The organism is Sphingobium sp. TomTYG65 (genome assembly GCF_055395525.1).
On the sequence record NZ_AP027331.1, the window covers coordinates 816278 to 830870 of the forward strand.

Sequence of the window (14593 nt, forward strand, 5' to 3'; positions counted from 1 at the left end):
GACGAGCGATCGCTGCGAAGCTTATCCTTCGGGGCATGGATCGCTAACGATCGTTCCGAAGCGCCCACCAGACAAGCCGGACCAGAAGTGGCCAACCGCTGCAACTGCACAGGCGTCGAAAGGCAGGTTCCTCCTTGCAGCCATTCTGAAGGGACAGGCCCTGCTGGCTCTTGCGTAGCTGGCTCTGGAGCGGCCGAATTGGTTCGGCCTCAGCCGCTGTGGGCGGCAGGGTCACGTCATGCGGCATGGCTCTGCGCTTCGCTGAAACGACGGCCACACCCTCCGCGGAGCAGCGCATTCGCGCTCAGCAGGACGCCGGCCAGCAGATGCGCGCAGAAGATCAGAGTGGCCATTAGCGCCATAGCGGCCGCGATCTCGTTGCCCGTGCCGATGAGGAAGGCGGTCATGCCGGCAAACACGACATCCTTGTTGGGCAGGAAGGGTAATCGCGAAACGAGTTGGCGCAACGTCGCGAGCAACAGCCACCAGCTCAGCGCAACGCGGGGCAGCAGCATGTGCCACATCACGGCCGCCAGAACCGTGGTAGCCATGATGCGGATCAGGTGAATGACGCAGATGCGTGACAGTTCTGAGCGCGGCAGCGTGAACAGCCGCTTGCGCAGCAGCATCGCCGCAAGTGACGTTCCCAAAACAAAGAGGAGCGACGCGATGATGTCCCAGTGACCGGCTCCCAGATGCAAACCGTCGAAAACGGGAATTGCCACCGCCACCATGATGAGGGTGATGACGTTGCCCACTAGAGCGGACAGGATAGTCACATCCTTGATCGCTCCGAAGGGAGCCGTGGCGATCTTAGCATTGCGGCGCGCCCAGGCATAGAAATAGACCTCGCCCAGGTAGCCAAGAAGAATTTCATTGCTGACCAGTTTGCACAGCAGTGCGCCCAACCCTTCCATCGGGATGTTCCAGAGCCGACGAAAGATGACCCATTCCGATAAGGGGCCGGCGCCATAGTAGAGCAGAAAGGCAGCCCAGAAGCCGATGCTGGCGGGCAGCATCGACCATAGAGTGCGTATTGCAAGGCTTCGGAATTGATGCAGCGAGACGACCAGGATCACGATGGATAGAACCGGCCCGCACCATTGGGTCCAGTTGCGGCCAGACCGGAAAAGCGGTTCCGGGTTGATTACATGCTCTAAGGGACACGGATCGAAATTGCTGGCAGCGGCTGATAGGAGAGCGCCGGAGGAAGAGGTGCCGGTCATAATCTGCTCGTGAACATTGTTCTGACCGCCAAGACGCCGCCTGACTGACCGCGCCTCAGTTGGCACAGATTTTTTCCTTCCGATGTCCGGCCAGACCATCGAAGGCCAGAAGATAGGCCATGGACGCCGTCTCGATCGTATATCGCCGGGCGTGGATCAGGCTTGCCGTCGGGTCCTGATCATCGGCTGTCGCCTCTCCGATGGCGCGGGCAAGAGCGGCCTCGTCACCCACTGGGACGATCCGGCCGAGTGCACCGTTGGCCACTACGGCCCTGATGCTGCAACTGCATTGCGTGGTGATGATCGGCAGACCTGCCGCAAGAGCCTCCAGCAACACCGCCGGAACCCCTTCATAGTCGGACGAAAGAAGGAACAGGTCATTATCGGTCAAATGGCTCGCCAGGTCCGGCACATGGCCAGGAAAGTCGATCCGATCCGTCACGCCCAGTCTGTCCGCGAGCGACGATAGCGCATCGCGTTGCGGCCCTTCGCCGTAGATGATCAGTCGGTCGACATCCCTGGCGCCCCGCGCAAAGGCGCGGATCATCAACGCAAAATTCTTTTGTGAGACCAGGCGGCCTGCTGCCACGAAACGGCGGCCCGGCATATTAGTTCGACGGCGCGGCATCGCCCTAAGCCGATCAATTTGAGCGAAGGACAAGGCCGGGTCGGGAATGATCGTGATCCCCCCGGTTTTGGGCTGGACGCGATGGCCTATAGCCTTTTCCATCGACGCTTCCATGCCGACGAAATGATCAATGAAGTGGCCCTGCATGCGAAGCCAGGCGCGGTAGAATTGACGAACCGGCCAGATCATGTCGCGCCGGTCAAGGTCGTTGCTGATCTTCGCCAATATAGGCGGACAGCGCCGCCCCAGGATCAGCTTCATGGCCACCGCCACCACCGCATAACTGTTGCCCGCGCAGAAAAGCACATTGGGCCTCGCACGCCGGATAACGCCTGGCAGAGTGACGATCATCCAGATCGTCTCGCACCATCCGATGGCGAATGGCGGCGGACGCGGGGTTTGATAATCAAGGTCGCCGGCCAACTCTTCGCGCATGGCGCCGCTGGTTCGTCCCATGAACAAGGGAGCAGCGATCCCGTTCTTGCGCCATTCGCGCACCAGCCTCAGCGCGATGCGTTCAACGCCTCCGGGTTCAAAGCTGTGCAGAAAGGTAAGGATGCGCAAGGACGGCTCTCCGTTGCTCATGAGATCGGCGTGGCGCGTCAGCCTTTCATTGCAGGCTAAAGCACGTCTTCAGGTGGGGTCCGCCGGTAAGACGGTATCGCGGAGATCAACCGCAGTCGGGCGACACGCGAAATTTTTCGGCTGACTGAGGCGACACCCAATGCGCGCCGTCCTTGCGCCATCGCGGCAGGAGATGACCGTTGCGCACATTCCCGGTGACATTGCTAATCCTGACGGCTGCCTTCGTCCTTGGCGCCTCCCGGCCCGAGACGCTGCCGCCCTCTCCTGCCCCCGCAACACCGCCACCATTTACCGGCGATCTGTCGGTCCTCACCTATAACATCCACGGGCTGCCCTGGCCCGTGGCATGGAACAGGCCGACCCAACTCGCCCGGATTGCGAGCAGCTTGCGCGCGCTCCGGCAGGAGGGCCGCAATCCCCATATCGTCGTCCTGCAGGAAGCCTTCACCCAGGAGGCGCAATCCATTGGTCGGGCCGCAGGCTACCGCTATATCGCGGATGGACCAGCCGCCGATACCGCAGGGGCTGGCCTGCCCGTGCATGTGACGCCTGCTTCTGCCCACGACCGGTCCTGGGCGAAAGGAGAGGATATAGGCAAATATGTCGGCAGCGGGCTCCAGATCCTGTCCGACTATCCATTCGTCAGCACACACCGTCTGGCCTATCCGGCAGCCGCCTGCGCGGGGTACGACTGCCTCGCCAACAAGGGCGCGCTAATGGCGGCTGTCCAGTTGCCGGACCGATCCGACCCGATCGACATCGTGACCACACATCTCAACAGCCGACGGGCATCGAGAGTGTCGAACGACCGATCTATGCGGGCGTATCGACTGCAGGTCGACAGCCTCGGCAGCTTCATTCGGACATGGCACGTTCCTTCGCGTGCGCTGATCGTTGCGGGCGATTTCAACGTCGGCAAGGATACTGACCGGCGTTCGGCACTGATGACCGCTGCTGAAAGCAACTGGGTTCCCGGCCGCCAGCGGGTCCGTGACGTTTACGACGCCGCGAGCGCATCCGGCATCCACCTGGGGCCGGACGCGGCCTATTCGTTCGGCCGGGCCAAAGACTGGGCATTTTATGCCCAGGGGGCGGCAACCGCTCTACGCCTGACCAAGATCGAAGTGCCGTTCGGCCATGGGGCCGACGGCAGCATGTTGTCCGACCATGTGGGCTATACAGCCATATTCAGGCTGTCGCGCCATGTACCGGCCGCTACCAGCCTCGCGCGATCGAGAACGTTACCGTCCTTGGGCGAACGGGCGTGAATTGTCGCTCTTCCCGGATTGAGAAAGGATTGCCGAAGGCGAAGCTGTCCCCCTTCACGTCGAACAGATTGTCCAGCCTCGATCCAATCGTCCATGGCCCGTGGGACAATTCGGCATGCAAGGCTAGAACGGTATAATCGCCCATCTTGCGGTCGAGATCGCTGTCGAAACTGAGCCGCGCATCGCCAATATAATTGGCCTGCACGGCGGCCTGCCCTTGCCATGGGCCCAATGCAACCGTCTTGGCCAGCGACGCTCTGCCGCTGAGTTCCGGGGTCACGGGCAATCGTCGGTCATGCAATTCGACGCCGTCTTGGCCGTGCGTCAGCCGCGCGCTCTGGATCGCTCCCCCGGCGGCAATCGTGAATCCCCCGCCGAGTTGCCAATCGAGCGCGGCTTCGACGCCGAAAATGCGGCCTTGACCGGCGTTCCGCGTGGATATGAGCCCGTTGGGAAGCAGATAGTCGGATTGAATCTCGTCCCACTGCGAATGATAGGCGCTGGCTGACAAGGACACCCGCCCGTCCGCCGACGCGCGGCGGACGCCCAAATCGACTGTGTTCAATTCATCGGAGTCGAACCGGCCGGACGCTACCATCCCGGTAGGCGCCAAACCGCCCGGGCGCATGGCACGCGCATATCGGAGATACAGGATTCCACGGCCATCGAGCGGAAGGGACAAGGAGGCGCTTGGCGAGAATATGATCTTGCTGCGCTTGAGAGCGCGCTGTCCGGCCTTCTCCGAGGTCTCGTCCTCGAAAATTGCGTTCGAGAGCCGCGCCCCGAGGGTCATGTCGATCCTTCCCAGCAAGCGGCGCGTGGCCTCACCGAAGATCGCAAGTTCCGTTGCCTTGCGGTCCAGTGTCGCAACCGGCTGGGCGACGCCGGACTGCCCCGTGATGGACGACAGACCGTTGGTGGTTCCGCGCAGGAAGGAGGCGCCGACGATCCAGCGGCCTTCGCCTTCTGAGGACAACCGAAGTTCCTGATTGAACAATGTATAGGAACGACTGTCGGTAAAGCGAGCCAGGCCCGACAAGCCGAGATCGGCAGCCGCGTCGCTCGCATCCAGCGCATAGTCGAAACCATTATCGACGTAACTTGTCGCCGACATGAACTGCAGCCCGCCCAGATTTCCTTCCACGGTCGCATGCGCCATTTTGAAGTCATTGTCGGTCGGCTCGCGCAACCGGCTGGTGCGAGTGAGGGTCTTTGCCGCCGGATCGACATATTGGCTGTCATGGACATTGATGTTTTGCACCGAAGCGCCGGCATCAACGGTCCAGTCTTCAACCGGCTGCCACCGCAGAGCGATGCGCGCACCCAGGGTGTCTGCCGAGTTGCTGTCCTGCCGCCCGCCGGCATTGTCGATCCAGCCGGCATTGGCGAAGCGATAGGCCACACCCCGCAAAGCCAGCCGGTCTTCAACTATTGGGACGTTCACCACCGCTTCGGCGCCAGAACCCCATCCGCCATGCTGCACCCCCTCGGTGGACAGTCGGAAGGAAAGCGACGTCTCGTCCAACTGCGGGCGACGCGTGACGATGTGGTAGATGCCGCCAAGTGCGCCCGACCCGTAGAGTGGACCTTGGGGGCCTTTCAATATCTCGACGCGATCGATGTCGATGAGCCGGAGGTCGGGATCGGGCGCGTCGAAGGTGACGCGGGCTTCATCGACCTGGACGGCTACGGTGGATTGGCTTTGCCCGTTGAAGGGACTGTCGGCGATTCCACGAATGAATTGGCGATTACGGCCGGGGCCGAGATTGGTCATCGCCAGTCCCTCTGTGCCCAGGCTGATGTCTCGGCTGGTGGCGGTGCGGGATCTGGTCGCCAGACTGTCCTGTTGGATTACCGAAAGGGACAAGGGGACGGTGGCGAGAAGCTGATACCGTTTCTGTGCCGTAACAATAAGGTTCGGAAGGGACAGAGCTGCCGGTGGCGATGGCGGAGGCATGGCAGCAGGAAGCGAAGGAGAGCGCGCCGCCATTTTTTCGATGCGATAGACGCCGCCCAGCCGGTGCGCCACCAGGCCGGTCCCCTCCAGCAGCTGGCGCAGGGCCGCTTCGGGAGACATCGTGCCGCTGACGCGATGAGTGCTGACACGCGGCATATCCCCCGGCAGTCCTACGGAAATTCCGGTGATCTCTGAAAAGCGCGCGAGGCCAGCGCTGAGCGGGCCGGTCGGGATGTCGAAGGAATAGACGGGTTCGCGCGCCTGAGCGGCCGGGGCATGGCCGCCCGCTTCAGCGAGAAGCAGCAGCGCTGAGGCGAACCCCATCCCCTTCCGCCTGAAGCTGCGCGCCGATGACCGTCGCGAGGTCCTCGACCAGCTTCGATCCGTCGCCGATGACCAATACCCCCGAAAAATGCCTATTCTCCAGCGACGGATCAACCTCAACCCGCTTGTTCGAATAGCGGGCAATGTCCGCCAATACGAGAGCCAGCGGCGCATCGCTATAGCTTAGCCTGCCCGCGCGCCAACTGCCGACTTCGGCGGGGACCACGGATGAAAGTTTCTGGCCGTCTTCGCCGCCCACCAGCTGATAGCCGGCAGCCACCCGGACCGGCTGCCCCGATCCCGGCGACGCCACGGAGATCGCGCCTTCCGAAACGCCGACGCGAAACGCCGTGCCGGCGAGATTAACCGAAAAACGCGTACCGATATCCGAAATGCTGTACCCGCCTGCGGTCACCGTGAGGGATCGATTGGGATCATGGCGGACATCGAAAAAGGCTTCCCCCCGCGACAACTCGACTTGCCCCGCATCCTTGCCCTGTACCACGATGCTGCTGGCGGGCGACAACGTCACCCGCACACCGTTGGCAAGGTCGATGGCACGGCTGTCGGAACCCTGGGCCGTGTAGGTCATCATGGTTGAGGGAGCGCGGATGACGGGCACTGCGACGAGGAACGCGAGTGCGGCCGCCATGCCGCCTCCGGCAAAGGCAAGAGCGCGCCAGTGGCGCCTGCGCGGTGGCGGCGCCGCCGCCTGCGCCGCCAGCAGATCCGCAATACCCGCGCGCTGATCGTCCACCGTCTTCATGACAAGCGACACGGCGTCATAGGCATCGCGATGCAGAGGGTCGGCCTCCAGCCAGCGGATGTAGCCGTCCCAGTCGGCGTCATCCTGCTCAAGCGCCATGTGCCAAGCCACCGCCTGGTCCATCACGTCCTGATCGATGTCCGGCCGGGCCGTCATGGCGAGTCCTTTCTTCCTGCCTCTGCTCCTTAACCAGACGTCACCGGGCTGTCACACCTCAGTCCATCAATGCACGGCGCAGATATCTCATCGCCACCGCCATATGTTTTTCCACGCCGCTTTTGCTGATACCCAGCGCAGCCGCGACCTCCCCATGACTCATCCCCTGCAGCTTGTGCAGTTCAAAGGCACGGCGCGCGCCTTCAGGCAGATTGGCGATCGCGGATACCAGGGTCGCAATTTCCTCGCGGTCCAGCATCGCCTCTTCAGCGGTCTTGCGCCGATCGGCGGGTTCGCAGCCCGCCGCCGGGAAATCCGTCGCCTCGTCGGACCAGCGCCGTTCGCGCTGCATTCTCCGGTGACGTTCCCGCAAGCGATCGATCACGAGATTGTGGGCCATTCGGAACAGATAGGCCCTGCCATGCTGCACCGGGCCGGCCGGTTTCTGCCCGACCTTCAGCCAGAGTTCCTGCAGCAGATCATCCGCTTCCGCCTGATCGCCTAGGCGAGCCAGGAACAAGCGCATGAGATCGGCGCGATGCACGCCATAGGCGAACTCAAGCTGATCCTGCCGGTTCTCCATCATTCCGCCTTGTTCGCAGCCTGAGGCGCGCAACGGAAGTTACAAATAGGACAGCAAACGGACAGCAACAGGTTTGCCACGCCTTTCCGTGCGCAGATCGGCATGGGCTCGAAAGAATTTTTTTGCCTCAGCTGAAAATCCGAACTGTGGTGCCCCTGTGGCGGCGACGTCTCGCGCCGATGCGCATAGGATTTCTGTTCAACCACGACCAGATTCATCAGGTGGCTCACAGCCTGCCAATCGCCATCGCGATGGCGAAGGGCGGCTTTGCAGGCGAAATCATCGTGGCCACCACGAATGAGCAACTGGCCGCCGAAGTCAGACGGCTGGCTGGAGAGTGGCTGGGGTCGAAAATCCAGCATCTGGAGCTTTCGCTGTCCCCCCGATCGGTCACGATCAGCCGATTGCTGGAACATGTCGTGCCTGCCACGAAATTATTGGTCTATCGCGACAATCTCGATTTTTTCCGCAGCCTCGACATGCTGGTCGTTGCCGAAAAGACGTCTTTGCTGCTCAAGTCGCGCTATGGGCTCGACAATCTCTTCATCATACACACCCGTCATGGCGCGGGCGACCGGGCGATCGGGTTCGACAAGGCCAGCGCGCGGTTCGACCATGTCCTCTGTTCGGGCGAGAAAATCCGCCGCCGGTTGATAGCGGAAGCCGGGGTCGATCCGGATGCGATCAGCATCGTGGGCTATCCCAAGTTCGACATGATCCGCCAAGCCGGGCGCAGTCATCATGTCGAGCGCGACCGGCCCGTCGTGCTCTACAATCCGCATCCCTCGCCGCACCTGTCCTCCTGGTACAAGCATGGACGGCAGGTGCTGGACCATTTCCGGCGTCATGACGACCAGGAGCTGCTGTTCGCACCCCATGTCATGCTGTTCCAGCGTCCCTTCGTCGTCACCATCGACAAGCTGACGATCAGCCGGGCGGGCGCGATCGACAATCGCTATCTGCACGGGGACAATATCCATATCGACCTGGGTAGCCGCGCTTCGACCGACATGAGCTATACGATGGCTGCGGACATCTATCTGGGCGACGCGAGCAGCCAGGTCTATGAATTCCTGCTGCGCCCACGCCCCTGCATCTTCCTGAACACTCACCGCATCCGATGGGAAGGCGATGCCAATTTCGCCCACTGGGAGGCTGGCGAAGTCATCTCCGATCCAGCTGAGTTGACCCCCGCGCTCGACCGGGCCGCTGCCTTGCATGATGAGCGGTACAGGGCCAAGCAGGAAGCGATGTTCGCCGACAGTTTCGATCTTAATGGCCGACCGTCATCCGAGCGGGCGGCGGAGGTGATCGTCATGCTGGCGGAGCGCCGCCGCGCCGATCGCATTTCTCTTTCCATCGTTCGCGCGGCGTGACGGCGCTGCTCACCATTATCCTTCCCTTCTTCAACGAGCAGGGATGGATCGGCCGCACGATCGACAGCCTGGTGGCGCAGAGTGACGATCGCTTTCGCCTGCTCCTTATCGACAATGGCTCGACTGACGGGAGCGTAGCGGAAGCGGCCGCCCACATCGCCATCATGGGCGACCGGGCGCGGATCATATCCTGCCCTACCCCTGGAAAAATCCACGCCCTCGCCGCTGGAATAGCGCAAGTCGAAACGCCGCTGGTCGCTACCTGCGATGCCGACACCATCTATCCACCCGATTATGTGAAGCACATCATCACCCTTTTCGGCCGTCACGAACGGGCCGCAGCCGTGATGGCGATCGACCTTTATGCGCCGGTCGACGACAGCCGTTCACGCCGCCGGATCGCCTTCATACTGCGCAAGGGACGCCGCTTCGCGACCAAATGCCACGCCGGCGGATATGCGCAGGCGTTCCGCACCGCCGCCCTGCGCGCGGGGGGCGGTTTCGATACAGGGCGCTGGCCCTATGTGCTGGAGGATCATGAAATCGTCCATCGCATCATGCCCTACGGCAGGGTGATCTATCATCCCGACCATGTCTGCTTCCCGTCGAACCGGCGCGTGTCCCGTGACTCGGTCAGCTGGTCAAAGGCCGAGCGGTTGCTTTATCGCTATTTGCCCGGCAAGGCGCTGAACTGGTATTTCTATCGCTTCCTGGGGCGCCGTCTTGCCGCGCGCAACAGCATGGGCGTCGCCTTGCGGGAAAAGGATTGGACTTCGCCATCGGCATGACGGAACGCGTTGGCATCACGGGACGCATCTTCAAAGGATTGGGACTGGTGCTTGGCGGGAAGGCCGGCGCGGGCGTCATCAGCCTTGTCTATCTGGTCATTGCGGCCCGCGCCCTTGGACCACGTGATTATGGCATATTGGTGCTGGTCCATGGTTATGTGACGGCGGTCTGCGGCATCGTGGAATTCCCCGCCTGGCAGGCGATCGTGCGCTATGGCGCGGAAGCAACGGCGAAAGATTCGCCCCACCGCCTGGCCCGGCTGCTGCGGTTCGGGACCATGGTCGAACTCGCAGGCGGCGTCGCTGCGATCCTGGTCGCCATGATATTGGCGCCGTTCGTAGGACCGCATCTTGGCTGGCCGCCGGAAACGGTAGCCTTCGCCATTCCCTACAGCTTCGCAGTCCTGGGGTCGGTACGTTCCGCGCCTGCCGGATATCTTCAGTTGATCAACCGGTTCGACCTCATCGGGGCGCACAATCTGGTCCAGCCGACGATCCGGCTGGCAGGCGCTGGGATGGCGTTGCTGATGGGATGGGGCATTCGCGGCTTTCTGGTCGCCTGGCTGATCGCCGCGCTGGCCGAATTCGCCGTCCTGTGGGGCATGGGTCTATGGTGCGCGCACCGCCACCTCGGGACCATATTGCGCCACCCCGAAAGAGGAAGCGCGCGGATCGACAATCCGGGAATCTGGCGTTTCCTGGTCGCCAGCAACGCCGATGTCACGTTAAGCGAACTGGCCGGCCGCATCGCGCCGCTGATCGTCGGCTGGGTGCTGGGTCCAGCCATGGCCGGGCTATTCGCCATCGCCCAGCGTGCCACCGTGATCATCGCCCAACCCGCCCAGATATTGGGCAATACCGCCTATGCCGAACTGGCGCGCATGGTCGCCGCAGGCGAAGGCGGCGCTCCTCTGCGCAGGACATTGCTCCGGGTCGTCGGAATCGCGCTCGCGGCGGCGGCACCCGTCGTCGTCATCGCCGCGCTGTTCCCCACGCCGATCATCACATTACTTGGCGGAGCGGCATTCAAGGCGGCGGGGGGCGTCATGGTCGTGCTGATCGCCGCACGCATGATCGCGGTCATCGGCCCGCCCTGTAGTTCGGCGTTGTCCGCCATGGGCTGTCCGGCTTTGTCGATGAGCGCCAATCTGTTCGCAAGCCTGATCTTCCTGCCGATCCTGCCATGGTTGCTGGTCGAAGCGGGCCTGATGGGCGCGGGATTGCAGGCGGTGGGGCAAGCGCTGCTGTCCAGCCTCCTCCTCGCGACCCTGGTGGCGCGTCGGAGCCGGTTCCATTGAGCGGGCCGCGGATCGCCTATGTCATCAACTCGGTGGAGGGGGGAGGCGCGAGCCAGCCTGTGCCCGCGATCGCACGCGTCCTGCGCGATGGCGGAGCGCAGGTGCGCCTGTTCGCGCTCACTCCCCGCGATCGCCGGGGCCTCCCCGCCATGGTGGAGGCGGGACTCGATCCGATCGTGCGCGAGGGCGGTCTGACGGACCATGTCGCCGCCGCACTGTGGCTTCGGCGGGAATTGAGGAGGTGGGGGGCAACCCATATCTGGTCGTCCCTTAGCCGGGCGACGATCCTCAGCCTCATCATCGGCCCGGCGATGGGTGTGCCGGTGATCTGCTGGCAACATGCCGCCTTCCTGAAGCCCTGGAACCTGCGCCTGATGCGATCGCTGTCGCAGCGGGCGCTGCTGTGGGTCGGAGATTCCCGGTCAGTGACGGATTTGACCGCGGAACGGCTAGGCGTCCCGCCCGAACGCCTCAGATGCTGGCCGATCTTCGCGGCCGATCCTGCGATTGCTCCGGCGCCTGCATGGGAACCGGACGAAACACTACGCATCGGCAGCCTCGGCCGCCTGCATCCGGTGAAGGGATATGACGTACTGATCGGGGCGCTGGCGCAGCTCAAGGCCAGCGGCTTCACGCCCCCCGCGCCATTTCAGATAATGATCGGCGGCGAAGGCGCGGAACGGCAGCGGCTTGAAGCAATGGCGACGAGCGCGGCGGTCGACGCCATCTTTTTCCCCGGCTTTGTCGATCGGCCGCATGCCTTTCTTTCAAGTCTTCATGCCTATGTGCAGCCTTCCCGGTCGGAGGGATTCTGTATCGCCGCGCATGAGGCTTTGACGGCGGGCCTTCCCGTGCTGGCCTCGGCAGTGGGGGAACTGCCTTATTCCATCCAGCAGGACGTGACCGGACAGACCGTGCCGCCCGGCGATGCCGACGCTTTGGCGGAGGGGCTCAAGGCGATGTTGATGCAGCCGGACAGGCTGCATGCGATGGGTCAGGCAGCGCGCGCCGACATGCTGGAACGCTTTTCCTGGGATCGCTTCGCCGCTACGGGCGGCGCGATCCTGAACGAAATCGGCCTAGCTGCCGCTGAACATCCAGCGTCAGGCCCTGGACCGATGCGTCGATCCGCTTGACGTCGAACAGGGTGACGTCGCCGCACGCCGTCAGGCTGTGCATGCCCTGGCTGTAATCGCCCGCACCCACGGGCGGGATCAGGGCATCGCCAGCCTCCGCGTCGAAATGCCGCTCATCAAGGCGGTTGATCCACAAAGGGCGGATCGCGCCGCCATAGGTGTCTGCGCAATCCTGCACCGGCAGCATGATCCTCTCACCCGACACGATCGCGGTGCCGCCGGGACGGGCTGACCGTCGATCGACGCGCACCGGGTTGGCGGGGTGAGTCGTCCAGGGTCCGCAAAGCTTGTCTGCCCAGGCGACATGCAGGTGGGACAGCTTCGTCGCTTTCGTCGTGGCGGGCGAATAGAACAACCACCAGCGTTCGTCGTGCCACAGGATGGTAGCGTCGACCGGGACGCAATCGAGGGCGATACGGCATTCGGGCCGCCAGTCCAGAAGGTCGCCATGATCGCGATAGAGCGTCAGGGCTCCCGATCGATGCGCTTCGGGCAGCATCCAGACGGCACCGTCTGCGACGAAGACCTGGGGATAGGAGAGGTGCCAGGGCTCTCCAAGGCACCGGCGCCGATCCACAAGTTGCATCCGATCGTCGAAAAGCAGCTTTTCTATCGTTCCGTGGCGGGTGCGATAATCATAATGTTCGGCAAAGACATGCAGCCGCCCATCCTCGCCGCGCAGGCCGAAGGGGTCGGCCAGAAACTGGAAGGACGGTTCCTCGGCAAACCAGGTGATGGGACCATCAAGCGTACCCGTCGCCAGGACATGGTCGAGCGGACGGGCCAGAATGCCACATCTCCAGATATCTTTACGCCGGGGCATGATGGTCCATATCAACTGCTGGGGTCAGAGTGAAGCGAAGGTCTTCACGATGCCCTCTCCCGCCACTGCGAGGTCATGTCCATCTCAGAGATTTCCGCCTGTGCAGAACGGTGCGAGCAGTTGTCGATGCCCTTTTCAAGTCTTATCCACCCTGTCAAACCTTTACTATTCTGTATAGATCGATCTCAGAAGTATCTTCTCCGATATATTTCTATAAATATTAAGTATTGTTCAAGAGTTTATCTAACAAACTTGTCGAAACAACAGATTACATAAAGATTAAATTTAATTTATGTTAGCACGCGATCTTGCAGCGCTAACTCCGTCTGGTAGATGGCCGACGTCCATCTCCAGGGAATGTTCAGTCGCCAATGCCGCTCTCAACCGTTGCGCCTGCTTCGCGGCTCGCAAGCATGGCCGCATGCCTGTTTTGCGCAGCGATCCTGCATCCGCTTGCCGCGCAAGCAGCTGCCCCCATGCGAGCCGAAACCGCCGCGCCCATAAGCCTCGACGCCGCACTCCTCCTGGCAGATGACGCAAACATCGATATCATCCGCGCTCGTCTTGCCTTGAAAGCTGCTCGTGCAAACCTCCGCATCGCTGACACCGCGCCCAACCCGGTGTTCAGCGTCAACGCAGTCCAGATCAGGCCATCGCAAGTCGGTATTCTGCCTTATGACCAGCTGGTCGATACAGTGGCCCGTGTCGATCTTCCCATCGAGCGGGGCGGCAAACGGCGGGCGCGTACGGCAGAGGCGAACGCGCTTATAGACGCCGCGCAGGATGATCTGGTGAGCGCCCGGCGCGACAGGCGTGAGGCCGTTTACGACGCCTATTTCGCTCTGAAGGCCGCCGAAAACCGTGTCCAAATTCTCCAGGCCATCGCCAGCAGCTATGCCGACGGTCTGGCGATCGCGGGCAAGCAGCAGCGCGCCGGCGCGCTTTCCAGCGGCGATCTCGCCCGGCAAGGCGTCGAAGCCGCGCGCGCTCGAACCGATGCGGCGCAAAGCGTCATCCAATGGCACGCGGCGCAACTGGCGCTGGGAACGCTGATCGGACGGGAAACGCAGTCGGACATGCTGGCTACCACCGGCGACTGGCCGACCGCTGAAGGGCCGATCGATCAGCCGGCCGAGTTGATCGCAATGCGCCGCCCGGACGTACTGGCGGCGCAAGCGCGCACCGACGCAGCTCGACGCAATCTCGATGGCGCTCACGCGCTGCGCCATCCCGATGTGACGGTAGGGGTGCAATATGAACGCGCAGGCGGCGATCTGGGCGTCGGTAACTCCGTCGGCCTGGGCGTGTCGGTGCCCATTCCCGTGCGTAACCGCTATGTCGGAGAGGGCGAGGCCGCCGCGACCGGGCTACTCCAGGCAGAGGCCGAGGAGCGCAAGGCGATCTCGGTCGCCACCGCCGACATCATGATTGCCCGCCAGGCGCTTGAGGAGGCAGTCGAACGCCAGCGTGAGTTCGACAGGGTCCAGTTGCCCGCCGCGCGCAAGGCCGCGGACGTAGCGGAGTTTGCCTACAGCCACGGGGCGACCTCCCTCATCGAACTGCTCGACGCACGCCGTTCGCTGCGTGCCGTCGAACTGGGCGCGATCGATGCGCAATCCGATGAAGCCAATGCCATTGCGCGGCTGCGCGCCGCTGAAACAACCGGAGACGATCGCTAA

12 protein-coding genes are annotated in these 14593 nt (G+C 62.8%); 6 read left to right on the forward strand and 6 right to left on the reverse strand.

Annotated elements, in window-relative coordinates; all coding sequences use genetic code 11:
• Positions 1-236: 236 nt before the first annotated feature.
• Positions 237-1292, reverse strand: a complete 1056-nt coding sequence (locus ACZ5Y5_RS17580) for a hypothetical protein (protein ID WP_464810714.1) — start codon at positions 1290-1292, stop codon at positions 237-239.
• Positions 1282-2418: a glycosyltransferase gene (locus tag ACZ5Y5_RS17585; protein ID WP_464810715.1), complete on the reverse strand. Its 1137-nt coding sequence runs from the start codon at positions 2416-2418 to the stop codon at positions 1282-1284. The genes ACZ5Y5_RS17580 and ACZ5Y5_RS17585 overlap by 11 nt, the downstream gene beginning before the upstream one ends.
• A gap of 200 nt (positions 2419-2618) precedes the next feature.
• On the opposite strand from ACZ5Y5_RS17585, the gene ACZ5Y5_RS17590 reads away from it, so the two are divergent.
• Positions 2619-3707, forward strand: coding sequence for an endonuclease/exonuclease/phosphatase family protein (locus ACZ5Y5_RS17590; protein WP_464810716.1), 1089 nt, complete (start codon positions 2619-2621; stop codon positions 3705-3707).
• Here ACZ5Y5_RS17590 and ACZ5Y5_RS17595 read toward each other — a convergent pair.
• From ACZ5Y5_RS17595 to ACZ5Y5_RS17605, 3 genes are read right to left on the reverse strand one after another with little or no spacing between them, the layout of a single operon-like run.
• The gene (locus tag ACZ5Y5_RS17595; protein ID WP_464810717.1) at positions 3655-5988 is read right to left on the reverse strand and encodes a TonB-dependent receptor; all 2334 of its coding nucleotides are present in this window, start codon (positions 5986-5988) and stop codon (positions 3655-3657) included. The genes ACZ5Y5_RS17590 and ACZ5Y5_RS17595 overlap by 53 nt on opposite strands.
• Entirely contained in the window at positions 5954-6910 is a 957-nt protein-coding gene (locus tag ACZ5Y5_RS17600; protein ID WP_464810718.1) for a FecR family protein, read from the reverse strand. Before ACZ5Y5_RS17600 ends, ACZ5Y5_RS17595 begins: the two co-directional genes overlap by 35 nt.
• A 58-nt stretch (positions 6911-6968) precedes the next feature.
• Entirely contained in the window at positions 6969-7493 is a 525-nt protein-coding gene (locus ACZ5Y5_RS17605) for an RNA polymerase sigma factor (protein WP_464810719.1), read from the reverse strand.
• A gap of 179 nt (positions 7494-7672) precedes the next feature.
• Here ACZ5Y5_RS17605 and ACZ5Y5_RS17610 point away from each other — a divergent pair, with 179 nt between their 5' ends.
• From ACZ5Y5_RS17610 to ACZ5Y5_RS17625, 4 genes are read left to right on the forward strand one after another with little or no spacing between them, the layout of a single operon-like run.
• On the forward strand, positions 7673-8869 hold the full coding sequence (locus ACZ5Y5_RS17610) for a hypothetical protein (RefSeq protein ID WP_464810720.1): 1197 nt from the start codon (positions 7673-7675) through the stop codon (positions 8867-8869).
• Complete coding sequence (locus ACZ5Y5_RS17615) at positions 8866-9657, forward strand: glycosyltransferase family 2 protein (protein WP_464810721.1); 792 nt, start codon at positions 8866-8868, stop codon at positions 9655-9657. The genes ACZ5Y5_RS17610 and ACZ5Y5_RS17615 overlap by 4 nt, the downstream gene beginning before the upstream one ends.
• Positions 9654-10955 carry a lipopolysaccharide biosynthesis protein gene (locus ACZ5Y5_RS17620; protein ID WP_464810722.1) on the forward strand — a complete coding sequence of 434 codons (1302 nt, stop codon included), beginning with the start codon at positions 9654-9656 and terminating at the stop codon, positions 10953-10955. Before ACZ5Y5_RS17615 ends, ACZ5Y5_RS17620 begins: the two co-directional genes overlap by 4 nt.
• Positions 10952-12091, forward strand: a complete 1140-nt coding sequence (locus ACZ5Y5_RS17625) for a glycosyltransferase family 4 protein (protein ID WP_464810723.1) — start codon at positions 10952-10954, stop codon at positions 12089-12091. Before ACZ5Y5_RS17620 ends, ACZ5Y5_RS17625 begins: the two co-directional genes overlap by 4 nt.
• On the opposite strand, the gene ACZ5Y5_RS17630 is transcribed toward ACZ5Y5_RS17625, so the two are convergent.
• Entirely contained in the window at positions 12003-12914 is a 912-nt protein-coding gene (locus ACZ5Y5_RS17630) for a glucosamine inositolphosphorylceramide transferase family protein (RefSeq protein ID WP_464810724.1), read from the reverse strand. The two genes, ACZ5Y5_RS17625 and ACZ5Y5_RS17630, sit on opposite strands and share 89 nt — an antisense overlap.
• A gap of 476 nt (positions 12915-13390) precedes the next feature.
• Here ACZ5Y5_RS17630 and ACZ5Y5_RS17635 point away from each other — a divergent pair, with 476 nt between their 5' ends.
• Positions 13391-14593, forward strand: a complete 1203-nt coding sequence (locus ACZ5Y5_RS17635) for a TolC family protein (protein WP_464810725.1) — start codon at positions 13391-13393, stop codon at positions 14591-14593.

Excerpts from the sequence above, each read along its gene's own strand:
- ACZ5Y5_RS17610 (WP_464810720.1), top strand. The coding sequence starts at position 7,673 with ATGCGCATAGGATTTCTGTTCAACCACGACCAGATTCATCAGGTGGCT.
- ACZ5Y5_RS17595 (WP_464810717.1), bottom strand. The coding sequence starts at position 5,988 with ATGGGGTTCGCCTCAGCGCTGCTGCTTCTCGCTGAAGCGGGCGGCCAT.
- ACZ5Y5_RS17605 (WP_464810719.1), bottom strand. The coding sequence starts at position 7,493 with ATGGAGAACCGGCAGGATCAGCTTGAGTTCGCCTATGGCGTGCATCGC.
- ACZ5Y5_RS17635 (WP_464810725.1), top strand. The coding sequence starts at position 13,391 with ATGCGAGCCGAAACCGCCGCGCCCATAAGCCTCGACGCCGCACTCCTC.
- ACZ5Y5_RS17630 (WP_464810724.1), bottom strand. The coding sequence starts at position 12,914 with ATGCCCCGGCGTAAAGATATCTGGAGATGTGGCATTCTGGCCCGTCCG.
- ACZ5Y5_RS17620 (WP_464810722.1), top strand. The coding sequence starts at position 9,654 with ATGACGGAACGCGTTGGCATCACGGGACGCATCTTCAAAGGATTGGGA.
- ACZ5Y5_RS17600 (WP_464810718.1), bottom strand. The coding sequence starts at position 6,910 with ATGACGGCCCGGCCGGACATCGATCAGGACGTGATGGACCAGGCGGTG.